The organism is Bradyrhizobium macuxiense, assembly GCF_001542415.1.
GTDB lineage: Bacteria > Pseudomonadota > Alphaproteobacteria > Rhizobiales > Xanthobacteraceae > Bradyrhizobium > Bradyrhizobium macuxiense.
The window spans coordinates 185661-200892 of sequence record NZ_LNCU01000036.1 but is presented as its reverse complement, the minus strand read 5'-3'; the positions used below and the strand labels follow the sequence as shown (position 1 = coordinate 200892).

The window sequence follows — 15232 nt, the reverse complement described above, 5'->3', positions numbered from 1 at the left end:
TGCGAGACAATCTCTCTAGTCTCCGTAAGGAATCCAGATGTTCTTCACCTGCACGGCGTGGCGAAGCAGGATCGGACCTTCAGACGCTGCCCTGTCGTACCAATCGAGCATCAGCCCGTAATCGACGAGCGTACGCTTGAGATTGCCGATCGACAGCCGCTCCGCGATCGCCGAGGCGTCCTGTGAACCGAACACCCAGAGTGCGTCGACATCGTCGTGCTCGGCAAGGACCTTCACCAGTTCGTCGCGGCTGCCGGTGACGATATTGACGACGCCGCCCGGCACATCCGACGTCTCCAGCACCTGGTAGAAGTCGGTCGCGGCCAGCGGATGCTGCTCGCTCGGCACAGCGACCACGCGATTGCCCATTGCAATCAAGGGGGCGATCAGGCTGACAAAGCCGAGCAGCGGCGCCTCGTCGGGACAGGCAACACCGACCACGCCGATCGGCTCGTGCATCGCGAGCGCAACACCGCGAAGCGGCGGCGCATGAACGCTGCCTTCGAACTTGTCGGCCCAGGCCCCATAGCTGAACAGCCGTTCGATGCTCGTATCGACCTCCGCACGCGCTCTTGCGCCCGAGACACCCGTCATCTCGGCGATGCGCCGGGCGAATTCGTCGCCGCGCGCCGAGAGATTCTCGGCAAGGTAGTAGAGGATCTGGGCGCGATTATGCGCCGTCGCCCTCGCCCATGCTTCAGCAGACCGCGCGGCGGCCACCGCATTGCGGATGTCCTTGCGATTGCCCGCGCCGGCCTCGCCCAGATGCCGGCCCTTTGGCGACAGCACCACGCGCGAATAATTGCCGTCGGGACGGACCTGCTTGCCGCCGACGAATAGTTTAGCTGTCCGGTCGATCGGCGGCACACCAAATCCGGCCTTGTCGGCGGATTGGGTCGGCGGTGGCAATGCCTTGGCCCGCGCCTTGCGTCCGCTCCATGCGTTGGGCTTGAGATACTCATACATGCCCTCGCGTCCGCCCTCGCGGCCGAAGCCGGACTCGCGATAGCCGCCAAAGCCGACGCTGGCGTCGAACAGGTTGGTCGCGTTGACCCAGACCACGCCGGCCAGGAGATTCGGCGCGATATCCAGCGCCAGGCCGATGGTCTCGCTCCACACACTGGCGGCAAGCCCGTAGCGCGTGTTGTTGGCGAGCATCACGGCTTCATCCGGCGTGCGGAACGTCATCGCCACCAGCACCGGCCCGAAGATTTCCTCGACCGCCACGGTCGAGGACGGATGCACGTTCCAGAGCAGGGTCGGCGGGTAGAAGCATCCCTCCGACGGAATCTCGCCGGGCGCCTGGTATTTCTCGGCGCCCTCCTTCACCCCGGTCTCGACCAGCGTTTTGATCCGCTCGAGCTGCACCGGCGCCACCACGGCGCCCATGTCGATCGCCTTGTCGAGCGGCATGCCGACGCGCAGCGTTTCCATGCGGCGGACGAGGCGTCGGCGGAACGTCTCCGCGATGCCTTCCTGCAACAGCAGACGCGAACCGGCGCAGCAGACCTGACCCTGGTTGAACCAGATGGCATCGACCACGCCTTCCACGGCGCCGTCAATGTCGGCATCATCGAAGACTATGAAGGGTGACTTGCCGCCGAGCTCGAGGGTCAGCGACTTGCCCGTCCCTGCGGTCGACTGACGGATCAGCCGCCCGACCTCGGTCGATCCCGTAAAGGCGATCTTGTCGACGCCGGGGTTCTCGACCAGCAACGCGCCGGTCGCACCATCGCCCGTCACCACATTGAGCACGCCCGGCGGCAGGCCCGCCTCCGCCGCGAGCTCGGCGAAGAGCAAAGCTGTGAGCGAGGTGAACTCCGCTGGCTTCAGCACCACCGTATTGCCTGCAGCCAGCGCAGGCGCGATCTTCCACGCCAGCATCAGCAGCGGGAAATTCCACGGGATGATCTGCCCGATCACGCCGATCGGCACCTGATCGGCGAACTCGCGCTCCTGCAACTGCGCCCAGCCGGCGTGATACTGGAAATGGCGCGCGGCGAGCGGCACGTCGAGATCGCGGGTTTCCCGGATCGGCTTGCCGTTGTCGATCGCCTCCAGCACCGCGAACAACCGGGCATGCCGCTGCAGCATCCGCGCCAGCGCGTAGAGATGGCGCGCACGGCCGTGACCACCGAGTTTTGCCCACAGCGGTTGCGCGGTGCGCGCGGCGCTCACGGCCGCCTCCACATCCGCAGACGACCCCTGCGCGATCTTCGCCAGCGCCTTTCCGGTGGCGGGCTCGATCGTCGCGAGATGCTTGCCGGAATGCGGCACGACGAACTTGCCGCCGATGAAATGCCCGAACACGGCGCCGTGCTGCTTCAGCCAAGCACGGGCCTCGCCGTCCGCCTCGGGAGCGGGACCATACTCCATGGTCTCGTAGTATTGTGCGACGCTCATCGCCGGAGTCTCATCCCACGGGGTGGCGGTTGAAGGCCGAGTAGCGGCCGGTGACGTGGTGCTCGAGCTGGCGCTCGATGTCGGCAAGCAGGCTCGACGCGCCGATGCGGAACAGATCCGGCTCCAGCCAGTCGCGGCCTAATTCCTCCTTCATCAGGAACTGATAGTTGAGCACGTCCTTTGCCGTCGAGATTCCACCGGCCGGCTTGAAGCCGATCTTGTAGCCGGTGCGCTCCTGATACACCCGGATCATCCGCAGCATCGCGAGCGTCACGGGCAATGTCGCGTTCACGCCTTCCTTGCCGGTCGATGTCTTGATGAAGTCGGCGCCGGCCATCATGCAGACCATCGACGCCTTGGCGACATTGCGCAACGTCTTGAGATCGCCGGTCGCCAGAATGGTCTTCAGATGCGCAGTGCCGCAGGCGGCGCGAAAATCTTTCACCTCGGCGTAGAGCGCGCGCCAATCGCCGGTCAGCACGTGCTCGCGGGTGATGACGATGTCGATCTCCTGCGCGCCGTCCCGAACCGAAGCTTCGATCTCCTTGAGCTTCAGATCATGGGGCACGAGGCCTGCGGGAAATCCGGTCGACACCGCGGCGACCGGAATGTCCGATCCGTCGAGTGCTTCAGCCGCCGTGGCGACGAAGCGGTGATAGACACAGACCGCGCCGGTGTGCAGCCCTCGCCCGGCAAAGCCGAGCGCCTCGAGAATATCGTTTCGCACGGGAGCCCTGGCCTTGGCGCAAAGGCGCTTCACGCGTTCGGCGGTGTCGTCGCCATTGAGGGTCGTCAGGTCGATGCAGGTGACCGCCTTGAGGAGCCACGCCGCCTGCGCGTCTTTCTTGACCGTGCGCCGGCCCGGCAGGCTCGCCACGCGCCGTTCAGCGGCAGACAGATTGATCCTAATCTCGTCGACCCAATCCATCTCGAGCGGACGGCCGCCGTTGCGTGAGACCGGATAGGGTTGCGCCTCGCCGCGGGCATGCGGCTGCACCGGCAACGCTGACGGATTCTGCATAAGGACGCTGTGAGTCATCGAGACGCCCGCGGTGCTAGCGAATCGACTGAAACGCCAGATAAGTTGGATGTCCGGATTGCAACATGTGATCCTCCCAGACCTTGCGCGCTGGAGCACGCAGCCTGCCGACGCACGACATGACCAGACGTTGGATTGTCCCTGTGGGCTCCATGTTATTATTCTAACATGCTACCGTTGATAAACTCACAACATTGTAAGATCATTGTCAACCGGATAAGCAAGCTCGGTGACCAAAATGGCTGAAACACCGACACGACCAAGCGAGACGCGCGTTCAGCGCCTGCAAAGGCTGCGCCGCGCCGTCGAGAGCAGCGGCGCGCTGCACCTGAAGGATGCCGCCGAATTGCTCAAGGTTTCCGAAATGACGGTGCGACGCGATCTCGCCGGTCCCGAGGCGGCACTCGCCCTGCTCGGCGGCTATGTCGTGAACGCGGCGTCGCCGACCGGGATCAAGTACACGTTCGAGCAGGAGATCGACCAGCACACCCAGGACAAGCTGCTCGCCTGCCGCTCCGCCGCCGCCTCGATCAAGGAAGGCGACACGATCTTCATCGACTGCGGAACCACGATGCAGTCGCTGGCGGATTGCCTGCCCGAGGATCTGCCGCTCTCGGTGATCTGCTATTCGATGAACGTGGCGTCGATCGTGACGCGGCGACCGGCGACGCAGGTGATGCTGATGGGCGGGCTCTACCATCCCTCGTCGCAGTCGTTTTCGTCCGACGACGGCCTGTCGTACCTGCGACGACTCGGGATCAACAAGGCCTTCATATCCGCCGGCGGCGTGCACTGGACCCGCGGCGCCAGTTGCTCGAACTTTCACGAAGTCGCAATCAAGCAGGCCGTGATTGCCACCGCGATGGAGAGCATCCTGGTGGTCGATGCCAGCAAGCTCGGCAGCCTCAAGCCGGCGTTCTTCTCGGACATCGGCGCGTTCTCACGGATCATCGTCGGCGGCGCCGCGTCATCGGACATGCGCAAGCACTTCCGCAGTCTTCCCGTCGCGTATGTGACCAACGCAACCTGACCCGGGCGGGGGCTGGCTCGCCCGGATCAGGCTGCTTCACAACGCGCGGCCTTGCGGGACCGCGCATCGGAATCCGAAACCTCAGTTGCAGGCGGGCTTGGCCTTGCTGCAGGCGTCAGCGAGCTCCGGCGGCGGCTCCTTCTTGAACACCGTCTTGTAGGATTCCAGCACGTTCGACTGCGTCACCGGCAGCGACTGCACGCCGATCCAGGCCGGCGTCTCCTTGCCCAACAGAGCGTTCATCATTGCCAACGCTTCTGCGACGCCCTGGTCATAGGGCCGTTGCGAGCCGGTCGCCTTCAACGGACCGCCCTTGGCAATCTCGATCGCCGATTGTAGACCGAGGTCGACGGTCGTGACGGGAATGTCGATACCCTGGGCGCGCATCGAGCTCAGCGTGTCCAGCGCCGGCTGATCCCAGACCGCGAACAGTCCCTTGATGTCAGGATTGCCGGTGAGGAAGTCGCCCGCGATCTGCGAGACCTTCGGCGGGTCGGTGAAATCGACCTGCTTCATCTTGATGTCCGGCCGGTTCTTCTTCATCCATTCGCGCACGCCCTTAGTGCGCTCATTGGTGCTGAAATAGTCGACGCCGAAATTGACGAGACCGATGGTGCCGCCCTGCGCCACGCAGGATGCAAGTATTTGCGCTGCGATCTGGCCGTTGCCCTGGCTGTCAGCCGAGACCATCGCCGCATATTCCTCCGGGTGCTTGAGGCCGGTAGGGATGCTGTCCATCAGGACCAGCTTGATGCCGGCCTGGGCGATTTTCTTGTAGGTCGGCGCGGTCGCGGTGAAATCGACGGGGATCGAGATGATGCCGTCCGGATGCTGCTGGATCGTGTTCTCGATGTCCGCGATCTGCTTGTCCACCTGGTACTCGGCCGATGCGACGCCAGTGACCGTCACGCCATATTTCTTCAGCGTGTCGGTGATGCCCTGGATCTGCAGCTGCGACCAGTCGAGGTTGACGGTCTGCATGGAGATGCCGACCTTGAAGTGCTTCTCCTTGACCTTGGCGGCATCGGCGTCCGACAGCGCCAGCACTTCGGGCGAGGCGGCCTTCTCGCCATGCGGCCCTTGGCCGACGATCGATTTCGGTCCGAGTGTCGCGAGATCGACGCCCTTGACGCAGGTCGCCGGCACTTCGGCGCGGGCCGAGGGAGCAATCGAGATCGCCGTGGCCGCGATCAGCGCGGTCAGCGGCAAGGCTTGTCGCAAGATTGGCTTCATTGTTTCCTCCCGTTTTGGTCGCCGATTGACCGGAGGGCCAGCGACCTTACCCCTACCCGCGCAGCGCAATGACCTTGTCCTCATGCGATGCGCCTGACCACGACTAGCGTTTGGTGAAAGCAACCGCGGCAACGATGATCGCGCCCTTGATCACGAGCTGCATCGGCGAGCTGACGCCGAGCAGCACGAGGCCGTTGTTGAGCGTGCCGATGATCAGGCTGCCGAACAGCGTTCCCAGGATGTAGCCGCGCCCGCCGAACAGACTGCAGCCGCCGAGGATGACGGCCGCGATGACGTCGAGCTCCATGCCCTGGACGACGTCGGGCCGCGCCGCATGCGAACGCGCCGACAGCACCAGCGCCGCGAGACCGGCCAGCGTCCCAGTGAGGACGAAGGCTGCCGTCGTCACCCATTTGGTATTGATGCCGGAATAGAGCGCCGCGGTCGGGTTGCCGCCGACCGCGTAGATCCTTCGACCGAACACATTGTAGTGCAGCAGCAGGATGCCGACGATCATCGCCGCCAGCGTCCAGGCGATCGGCACAGGTATGCCGAAGAACGAGCCTTCGCCGAAGATCGCAAAATAAGTCTCATTGGTGATGATGACCGGCTTGGTGTTGGTCACCATCATCGCCAGCCCGCGCGCCATGCTGAGCGTGCCCAGCGTCACGAGGAAGGACGGGATCGAAAGCTGCGTGGTCAGGATGCCGTTGAGCAATCCGACCAGCGCGCCGGTGCCGAGCCCGGCCGCGGCGCCGACGATCCAGCTGTTGTCGACATGGCTCATCGCCAGCGCAGCCGCCATGCCCGAGAGCGCCAGCGTCGATGCGATCGAGAGATCGATCTGGCGCGCAATGATGACGAAGGTCATGCCGACGGCAATGATCGACACCAGCGTGGTCTGCCGGCCGATGTTCAGGAAGTTCTCGACCGACAGGAACCAGGGCGAGGACAGGCTGAACACGACGAGCAGGATCACGAAGGCGATGTAGAGCATGTACGGCCGCTCGCCACGCAGCAGGTTCTGCAACAGCTTGCGCCGGCGATCAGATGGTGTCGGCGATGTCACGATGTTGGGTGCGGTCAATTCGGTCATGCTGGCAGCTCTTGCGATGCGCCTTTGTCCAATGCGCTTGGGCCGGAGGCCTGGTACAGTTGAAGGAGATGGTGCAGTTCCTCGGCGTCGTCGATCTCGCCGCGCAGCAAGGTCCGGGCGACGCGGCCGTCGACGATCACGGAGATGCGGTCGCAGAGCTCGATCAATTCGACCAAGTCGGACGAGACGACGAGAACGCCGGTGCCGTCACGGACGGCATGGCGGATCACGCCATAGATTTCCTCGCGCGCGCCGACATCGACGCCGACGGTAGGTTCATCGAGCAGCAGCACGCGCGGACGCGGATCATTCCACTTTCCGAACACGACCTTCTGCTGGTTGCCGCCGGAGAGCGTCCTGACCAAGCTCGATGCGCCCTGCGCCTTCACCGCGAGCCTGCTGATCGCGGTCTCGGCGCGCTTGCCGGCAGCGCGTTGCTGCATCCAGCCCCAACGCGAGAAATAGGGCAATCGCGACAGCGTGACATTGCGTTCGATCGAGTGGTCCAGCACCAGGCCCACGTGACGATCCTCGGGCACCAGGGCGATGCCCTGATCGATCGCGTCGGCCGGGTTCTTCGGCAGCCATCGCCGGCCGTCGATTTCGAACGTACCGTCGTCGACCGACCGGAGGCCGAAGATCGTCTCGAGAATCTCGGTGCGGCCGCTGCCGATCAGTCCGGCCAGGCCGTGGATCTCGCCCTTGAGAATCGACAGGTCGACGGCGCGCAGCCGATCGTTTGACACGTTCGACAGGGACAGGACCTGCGCCGTCTCGAAGGAAGCGGTGGTGGGCGGCGCGGCGCGAGGCGCCGCCGGCGCCAACCGATCGCTGCCGACGATCGCATTCACAAGGCGCTTCATGTCGGTATCTGCGGTGACGAAGGTGCCGGCGTTGGCGCCGTCGCGGAGCACGGTGACACGCTGCGAGATCTCGAACACCTCGTTCAACCGATGCGTCACATAGATTACGCCGACGCCGCGGCGCGTCACCTTGCCGATCGCGTCGAACAGGATACGGACCTCGTCTGATGTCAGCGAAGACGTCGGCTCGTCGAGGATGAGCAGCCGTACCTCGCCCATCAGCGCCTTCGCGATCTCCGTCATCTGGCGGTAGGCGAAGGGCAGCGAGCCCACGGTCGCCTTGATATCCAGGGGAATGCCGAGTTGCGCCAGGAACGCCTCGGCCTGCGCCATCAACGCGCGCTTCCTGACAAAGCCGAAGCGGGCCAGCGGCTCGCGGCCGAGCAACAGATTGTCCGCAACGCTGAGCGATTCAACGAGGCTCAGATCCTGGTAGACGACGGCGATCCCCGCCTCGCGCGATTTGGCCGGACTGTCGAACGCCGCCGGCCGGCCTTCGATCTCGATTGCGCCGCCGTCAGGGGCGTGGACGCCGCTGAGGATCTTGATCAACGTCGATTTTCCGGCGCCATTCTCGCCTAGCAGCGCGAGCACCTCGCCGGCCCGGACCTCCAGGTTCACGTCGCGCAACGCACGCACGCCGCCAAAGCGCTTGTTGATGCCGTTGACCATCACAAGCGGCGTCGGCGGCCCGGGCTGTGCTGCAACCGAACCAGACGGCTCCACATTCTCCTCCCGCTAACCCATCGCTGCTACGATGGTGACATTTTGTTATTATTACAACTTACTGTGTTATAATTCTATCAGAACGACTGACCTGTCAATGGGAGATCGCGCCGAGCTGAGGGGAAGCCGGAGGAAGGGCGGAACGAGAGGCGCGCAGGTTCGATCTCGCCGCACGGTTGACGGCGTCGTCGACGTGCCTTGCGCGATGATCGGTCCAAGGCCAGCACCAGGCTGGCTGAAGGTGTTGGGGATGATGCGCCGCTAAACCGCGCGATGCTGCGTCGGTGCGCGGCCACCGCCATCGGCAACCAATACAGCGCCCGTCACGAAGGACGCCTCGTCGGACACCAGAAAGAGACAGCAGGCTGCGATCTCCGCAGGCTCGGCCATCCGTCCCAGCGCGATCCGCCGCTCGATCGCCTGGGATTCTGCGTCGGGCGTCGTGCCGTTCTGCTCCGCAAGCAACCGCATCTCGTAGTCGCTCATCGGCGTGCGCACCCATCCGGGCGCCACGGCGTTGGCGCGAATGCCGTCGGCACCGTGCGCATAGGCCAGCGAGCGCGTATAGGCGACGACAGCCGCCTTGCTGGCCGCGTAGCTCGCGCTATCCGGGCTGGCGTTGAACGCGGCGACGGAGGCGATATTCACGATTGCGCCGCCGCGCTGCCGGAGCAGCGGCAGGGCCGCGCGACAGACGCGCATCGTCCCGGTGAGATTGACGTCGAGGGTTTTGGCCCACACGTGGTCGGAGACGTTTGCGGGCTGATCGGGGATGATCAGGCCGGCGGCATTGACGAGAATGTCGAGCCGCGCGCCGCAGGCCCCGATCGCCGTCGCTATATCAGCAGCCTGGGTGACGTCGCCGTGAACGGCGAGCCCGCCGGCTTCGGCTGCGGCCCCCTGCAGCTCGGTTTCGCCAAGGCCGAACAACACCACGCGCGCGCCATGCTTCGCCAGCAGCAGTGCCGTGGCACGGCCGATGCCGGTCGCGGCTCCCGTGACCAGCGCCGTCTTTCCTTCGAGCCGCGGCATCTACAATCCCCATTGCCGTTCGACGGCAAACCCGGTTTCCGGCAGGGTCGAACCGCCGTCGACGACGATGGTTTGCCCGGTGACATATTCGGCTTCGGCGGAAGCAAGATAAAGCATCGCGCAGGCGATGTCGTCTGCGCTGCCCATATGCCCCATCGGGATGAAGCGCTCGAGCTTCGCCTTGTTCTCCGGCTGGCTCATGGTGCCACGGCCCGGTTTCTCGATGAACCCGGCCTCGACACCATTGACCGTGATGCCGTCACGCGCCAGCTCGAATGCGGCGCCGCGAATGAAGGCGTTGACGCCGGCCTTCGCCGCCGAATAATGCGCGCCGCCGCCCATCGCAACGCGTGCGGAGACCGATGACGTCACCAGAATCCGCCCGAAGCCGATCGCGCGCATATGGGGGATCGCAGCCTGCGCCAGCCAGAAGCTCGCACTGAGGTTCAGCGCCAGCGCCTCCTCCAGCCTCGCCTCATCGAGCTCTTCCAGCGACGACCAGGGACAGCCGCCGGCATTGTGCACGATGATGTCGAGCCGGCCGTGTCGCACGGCGACGCCGTCGACCAGCAGGCGCAAGCTCGCCCGGTCGAGTTTGTCGAACGGCACCGACTGCGCCGCCAATCCGTCGGCGGCGAGCTCGCGCGCCAGCGCCTCGGCAACGTCCGGCGTCCGGTTGGCGATCGCGACGGTCGCGCCGGCCTGTGCGAGCCGCGTGACGATGGCGGCGCCGATGCCCCTGCCGCCGCCGGTGACGATGGCGACCCTTCCCGCGAGATCGAATGGCGGCTTCTGCATCAGAGCGCTCCGGCCTGCCGCAACAGATCGATGAAGCGCGCGAAGACGGCGGTGTGGCGATCGACGTCTTGCGCCGACGTCGCCGGGCACATCAGGAACATCGTATGGAACGGCGTCACCAGGATGCCCTCGTTCATGTAGAAGGCGTGCAGCAGGGTCTCGAGATCGGGCTGGCGGCCCGCAATGACATCCGCACCGCTGCGCGGCGGCTGTGGCATGAACATGATCTCGGCGCGTGCTCCGACCTGCGTGACGTGCCAGGGCAGATCACTAGCCTCGATCAGGCCACGGGCCGCGCTCGCGAGTTGCGTGGCAGTGGCGATCATGTGCTCGTAGTTCGTTGGCGTCAGCACCTGTTCCAGCACCGCGCGCATGGTCGCAACGGTCAGCGCATTGCCGGCCAGCGTGCCGCCAAATCCGAGATGCGCGGACTGCCGCTCGCGCGGATTGACGTGCGGAACGATCGTCCAGAGCCGTTCAGCGATCTTCTGGCTCAGGCCGAAGATACCAGCCGGAATCCCGCCCGCGATCGCCTTGCCCGCGACGAAGATGTCGGGTTCGAGGCCACTAGCCGCCGTGTAGCCGCCCGGCCCGCACGACAGCGTGTGGGTCTCGTCGATGATCAGGATCGCGCCGACGCGGCGGGTCAGGTCACGCAACGCGCGGTGAAAGCCGGGATCGACCGGGATCATGCCGAAATTCGTCATCAGCGGCTCGGTGAGCACACAGGCGACGTCGCCATGCGCCAGCGCGGCCTCCAGCGCAGCCACATCGTTGAACTCGATGACCCGGCTGACGGCGTCATGATCGACGCCGTTCGGATGGATCATGTTGCGCAGCGCGACGCGGCCGTCACGGATCTCGACATGCGCCTCCTCGACCCCGCCGTGATAGCAGCCGGAGAACACCAGCACCTTGCGACGGCCGGTGATCATACGCGAGATCCGGATCGCGGCGCGGTTGGCGTCGGTCGCCGATGTCGTCAGCGTCCAGTATTTCGGGCCGAAGCGGCGCGAGAGCTCGGCGCCAACCCAAAGACTGTCCTCGGTCGGCAGCATCATCGTCGTGCCGCGCTTGAGCTGGCGCGTCGCGGCCTCCGTCACCGCCTCGGGCGCGTGGCCGCACATGCCGCCGGTATCGCCGAGGCAGAAATCGATGTAGTCGCGCCCGTCGATATCCCTGATATGCGCGCCATCGGCCTCATCGGCATAAACCGGGAAACCGCCGGCCCAGCGCCGCATCCAGTGCGACGGGCCGCCATAGAGAAAATGCTGCTTACCGTCCTGCCAGGCCGCAGCCGAGCGCGGGTGCAACGCCTTGAAGCGCTCCTGCTCGGCATCGAGCAGCCGGTTCACGATGGCTTTGCGCTCAACGGCCGCGACGGTCATAGGGCAATCCACGCTGTCTTGAGATCGGTATAGGCATCAAGCGCATGGAGCGATTTGTCCCGCCCGAACCCGGATTGCCTGAAGCCGCCGAGCGGCACGGTGATATCCGCCCCGCCATAGGTGTTGACATGCACGACACCGGCCCTGACGGCACGCACCATGCGATGCGCCCTCGACAAGCTGCCGGTCCACACCGCCGACGCAAGACCGTAGGGCGTCGCATTGGCGAGCCCGACCGCCTCCTCCTGGCGCTCGAACCGCGTGACGGCGAGCACGGGGCCGAACACCTCCTCGCGCCACAGGTCCATTGCAGGCGTAACGTCGGCAAGGATCGCGGGTACCATGAAGTTGCCGCCGCTCTCGATGCGTATCTGCTCGCCGCCGGCCAGTCGCGTCGCGCCCTGCTCTTCGGCGCGCGCGACGGCGTCGAGGTTCTTGCGCAACTGCGCGTGGCTCGAAATCGCCCCAATGTCCGACGTCAGCTCGAGCGGATCGCCGACCCGGAGCTTTGCCGTTACCTGCAGCAACTCGTCCATGAAGCGCTCATAGATCGCGGATTGCACCAGCAGCCGCGAGCCGGCGACGCACACCTGGCCGGAGTTGCGGAAGATTCCGTTCGCCGACACCTTCGCCGCCTGCTTGATATCAGGCACGTCGGCGAACACGATGTTGGGCGATTTGCCGCCGAGCTCGAGATGAACGCGCTTCAAATTCGACCGCGCGGAGCATTCCAGCAGGCGGCGGCCGACCGCGCCGGAGCCGGTGAAGGCCAGCGCATCGACGTCCATGTGCAGCGCGAGCGCCTCGCCGGCAGACGCGCCGCGGCCGGTGACGACATTGAGCACGCCGTCGGGCAATCCCGCCTCGCTGGCGAGCTCCGCGAGCCGTAACAAAGTCAGCGACGCCAGCTCCGGCGGCTTCACCACGACCGAGTTGCCGGCCGCGAGCGCCGGGCCGATCTTCCAGGCGCCGATCATCAGCGGAAAATTCCACGGCACGATCACGCCGACGACGCCGAGCGGCTCACGATGCACGAGGCCAAGCACATCGCCTGAGGTCGGCGCGATCTCGCCATAGACCTTGTCGACCGCCTCGGCGTAGTAGCGGATGGTTCCGGCGGCCGACAGCGGCTCGGCCTTGTAGGCCATCCCGATCTCGGTGCCGTTGTCGCGCACGCCGAGCACCGCGATCTCGAGCGCATGCTGCTCGATGAGCTCCGCAAACTTCAGCAGCACCTTCTTGCGCTGCGCCGGCGCCGCACGCGACCAGGTGCCCTGCTCGAACGCCTGTCGCGCACGGCTCACCGCGAGATCGATGTCGGTCGCATCGCCATCGGCAATCGTGGTCAGCACCCGGCCGTCGATCGGCGAGACGACATCGAGCCGCGCGTTGCCGGAGGCTTGTGTCGACCGTCCGCCGACAAAGAGCTGCTGGGCCGGAATCACGGCCGACCTCAATCGATCGATCTGGGCTTGCTGCATATGAGACTGTGACTATGGCAAAGTGCGCCCGCCCGGCGGAACGCTAGTGAGCGCAATCCTCGCCAATTCAAGGCTTTGCCGGCAATCAACCGATAGGTGGATGTCGCCGCGACCACCGTCCCCATAGCGTGATCGCACGATGGCCGAACGCCTTGCCCGCTCGGTGCAAATCAGCCCACTTCCCTCACGCCCGCCGCCGAGCACTGACAAGATCATGCCAGAGATCACGCAGCCCCGCATCCTCCTGATCGGAACCGGAGACACCAAGGCCGACGAACTCAAGTTCATGAGCGACTGCATCGCGAAGGCCGGCGGCAGGACGATCATGATGGATATCAGCGTGCTCGGCGATCCGCCATACAAGGCCGCACACGACAAGCATGCCGTGGCCGCGGCGGCGCAGACCACGATCGCGGACATCGCGTCCAGTGGCGACGAGAACTCGGCGATGTCGCTGATGGCAATTGGCGCTGCAAATCTGGCACGCGATCTCGCCGCGCGCGACGCCATCGACGCGGTGATCGCGATCGGCGGCACGATGGGAACCGATCTCGCGCTCGACGTCGCGCAGGCGCTGCCGCTGGGCCTGCCCAAAATGATCGTCTCGACGGTTGCATTCTCGCATCTGATCCCGCCCGAGCGCGTCGCCGCCGACCTGATGATGATCCTGTGGGCCGGCGGTCTCTACGGCCTCAACGGCACCTGCACCGCGGTGCTGTCGCAGGCCTGCGGTGCGATCGTCGGCGCTGCGAAAAGCGCGATCAGGCCGCAGAACAAGCGGCCGGTCGTCGCGATCACCTCGCTCGGCAAGAGCTGCCTGCGCTACATGGTCGAACTGAAGCCGCAGCTCGAGAAGCGCGGCTACGAAGTGGTGATCTTCCACACCACAGGCATGGGCGGCCGCGCGATGGAGTCGATCGCCGCCCAAGGCGGTTTCGCTGCCGTGCTCGATCTCAGCCTGCAGGAGGTCGCCAACCAGCTCACCGGCTCCGTGGTCAATTCGGGTGCGGACCGGCTGGAGAACGCCGGCCGCGCCGGCATCCCGCAGATCGTCGCGCCCGGTGCCGTCGACATGGTGGATTTTCCGGCGTGGCTGACGATCCCGCAGGACCTCGCCGATCGTCCGTTCCATGCGCATAACCGCCTGCTCGCATCGGCGACGTCGCGGCCGGTGGACCGCCGCCGGATCGCGGGCGCGATCGCCGAGAAGCTGTCTCATGCCAAGGCGCCGGTCGCCTTCGTGCTGCCGGCCGGCGGCATCCAGCAATGGGACCGCGCCGGCGAACCGCTGCACGATCCCGATGCCCTCTCGACCTTCGTCGACGCGATGCGCGCGGCGATCGCAGCCCCAGTCGAGCTGCACGAGATCGCGGACCACATCAACAGCACTGTCTTCAACGAGACGGTGCTCGCCATCTTCGACCGCTGGGTCGAGGCCGGTATCGTGCCGGCCGGCCGCACCACGGTAGCGGCGTGAACAGGCCGATCGCCGGAGCCCTGGTGCTCGATTTCGGCGGGGTCATCTCGAAGACCCTGTTCGAGACCCACGACCTGACTGAGCGCACACTCGGCCTCGCGCCGGGCACGCTGACATGGCGCGGTCCGTTCGACCCCGAGAGCGATCCGCTCTGGGCGGCGATGCAGCGCGGTGAGATTTCCGAGCGCGGCTACTGGCTGACGCGCAGCCGCGAGGTCGGGCGCATGCTGGGCGAGGACTGGCCCGACATGGAGACCTTCGTCAAGCGCGCGCGCGGCGCCGATCCTGAAACCGTGATCCGTCCCGAAGCCGGGCGCGCGATCCGGATCGTGGCCGATGCCGGCTTCAGGCTCGCGATCCTCTCCAACGAGCTTGATCTGTTCTATGGCGGGGATTTCCGCGCCCGCCTCCCCGTGCTGGCGCGCTTCGATACCATCATGGACGCGACGCATACCGGGATCCTGAAGCCCGATCCGCGCGCCTATCAGAGCGTGCTGGACGCGCTGTCGCTGGCGGCCGATGATTGCGTGTTCGTCGACGACCAGCACCGCAACATCGCGGGCGCGGAAGCCTGCCACCTGCGCACGGTGCTGTTCGACGTGAAGAATCCCGCTGCCTCCTACCGCGAGGCGCTGCGCCATTTCGGGCTGCAATTCGACTGAGCGA

The 15232-nt window shown here is 65.6% G+C and carries 12 protein-coding genes; 3 read left to right on the top strand and 9 right to left on the bottom strand.

Features of this window, described 5'->3' with window-relative positions; genetic code table 11:
- Nucleotides 1–15: 15 nt before the first annotated feature.
- Nucleotides 16–2403, bottom strand: coding sequence for an aldehyde dehydrogenase family protein (locus AS156_RS10380; protein ID WP_066503426.1), 2388 nt, complete (start codon nt 2401–2403; stop codon nt 16–18).
- 10 nt (nt 2404–2413) lie between these two features.
- Nucleotides 2414–3331 carry a deoxyribose-phosphate aldolase gene (gene deoC / locus AS156_RS10375; RefSeq protein WP_245312688.1) on the bottom strand — a complete coding sequence of 306 codons (918 nt, stop codon included), beginning with the start codon at nt 3329–3331 and terminating at the stop codon, nt 2414–2416.
- Nucleotides 3332–3680: 349 nt separating this feature from the next.
- Here deoC and AS156_RS10370 point away from each other — a divergent pair, with 349 nt between their 5' ends.
- Nucleotides 3681–4472 (top strand): DeoR/GlpR family DNA-binding transcription regulator, encoded by a 792-nt coding sequence (locus AS156_RS10370; protein ID WP_066503423.1) that lies wholly within the window; start codon nt 3681–3683, stop codon nt 4470–4472.
- Between the two features lie 81 nt (nt 4473–4553).
- Here AS156_RS10370 and AS156_RS10365 read toward each other — a convergent pair whose 3' ends face one another.
- From AS156_RS10365 to AS156_RS10335, 7 genes are all read right to left on the bottom strand, one after another.
- Nucleotides 4554–5705 carry a substrate-binding domain-containing protein gene (locus AS156_RS10365; RefSeq protein WP_066503421.1) on the bottom strand — a complete coding sequence of 384 codons (1152 nt, stop codon included), beginning with the start codon at nt 5703–5705 and terminating at the stop codon, nt 4554–4556.
- A gap of 103 nt (nt 5706–5808) precedes the next feature.
- A complete protein-coding gene (locus AS156_RS10360) occupies nt 5809–6801 on the bottom strand; it encodes an ABC transporter permease (protein ID WP_066503419.1) in 993 nt (330 codons plus the stop codon).
- Complete coding sequence (locus AS156_RS10355; RefSeq protein ID WP_136626122.1) at nt 6798–8390, bottom strand: sugar ABC transporter ATP-binding protein; 1593 nt, start codon at nt 8388–8390, stop codon at nt 6798–6800. Before AS156_RS10355 ends, AS156_RS10360 begins: the two co-directional genes overlap by 4 nt.
- 261 nt (nt 8391–8651) lie before the next feature.
- Nucleotides 8652–9422: an SDR family NAD(P)-dependent oxidoreductase gene (locus tag AS156_RS10350; protein WP_066503416.1), complete on the bottom strand. Its 771-nt coding sequence runs from the start codon at nt 9420–9422 to the stop codon at nt 8652–8654.
- Nucleotides 9423–10220: an SDR family oxidoreductase gene (locus tag AS156_RS10345; RefSeq protein ID WP_066503415.1), complete on the bottom strand. Its 798-nt coding sequence runs from the start codon at nt 10218–10220 to the stop codon at nt 9423–9425.
- Nucleotides 10220–11608, bottom strand: a complete 1389-nt coding sequence (locus AS156_RS10340; protein WP_066503412.1) for a transaminase — start codon at nt 11606–11608, stop codon at nt 10220–10222. Before AS156_RS10340 ends, AS156_RS10345 begins: the two co-directional genes overlap by 1 nt.
- Nucleotides 11605–13089 carry an aldehyde dehydrogenase gene (locus tag AS156_RS10335; protein ID WP_066503411.1) on the bottom strand — a complete coding sequence of 495 codons (1485 nt, stop codon included), beginning with the start codon at nt 13087–13089 and terminating at the stop codon, nt 11605–11607. Before AS156_RS10335 ends, AS156_RS10340 begins: the two co-directional genes overlap by 4 nt.
- Nucleotides 13090–13303: 214 nt before the next feature.
- Here AS156_RS10335 and AS156_RS10330 point away from each other — a divergent pair, with 214 nt between their 5' ends.
- Nucleotides 13304–14566, top strand: a complete 1263-nt coding sequence (locus AS156_RS10330) for a Tm-1-like ATP-binding domain-containing protein (RefSeq protein WP_066503517.1) — start codon at nt 13304–13306, stop codon at nt 14564–14566.
- A gap of 8 nt (nt 14567–14574) precedes the next feature.
- Nucleotides 14575–15228 carry an HAD-IA family hydrolase gene (locus AS156_RS10325; RefSeq protein WP_066503516.1) on the top strand — a complete coding sequence of 218 codons (654 nt, stop codon included), beginning with the start codon at nt 14575–14577 and terminating at the stop codon, nt 15226–15228.
- The last annotated feature ends 4 nt before the right edge of the window (nt 15229–15232 follow it).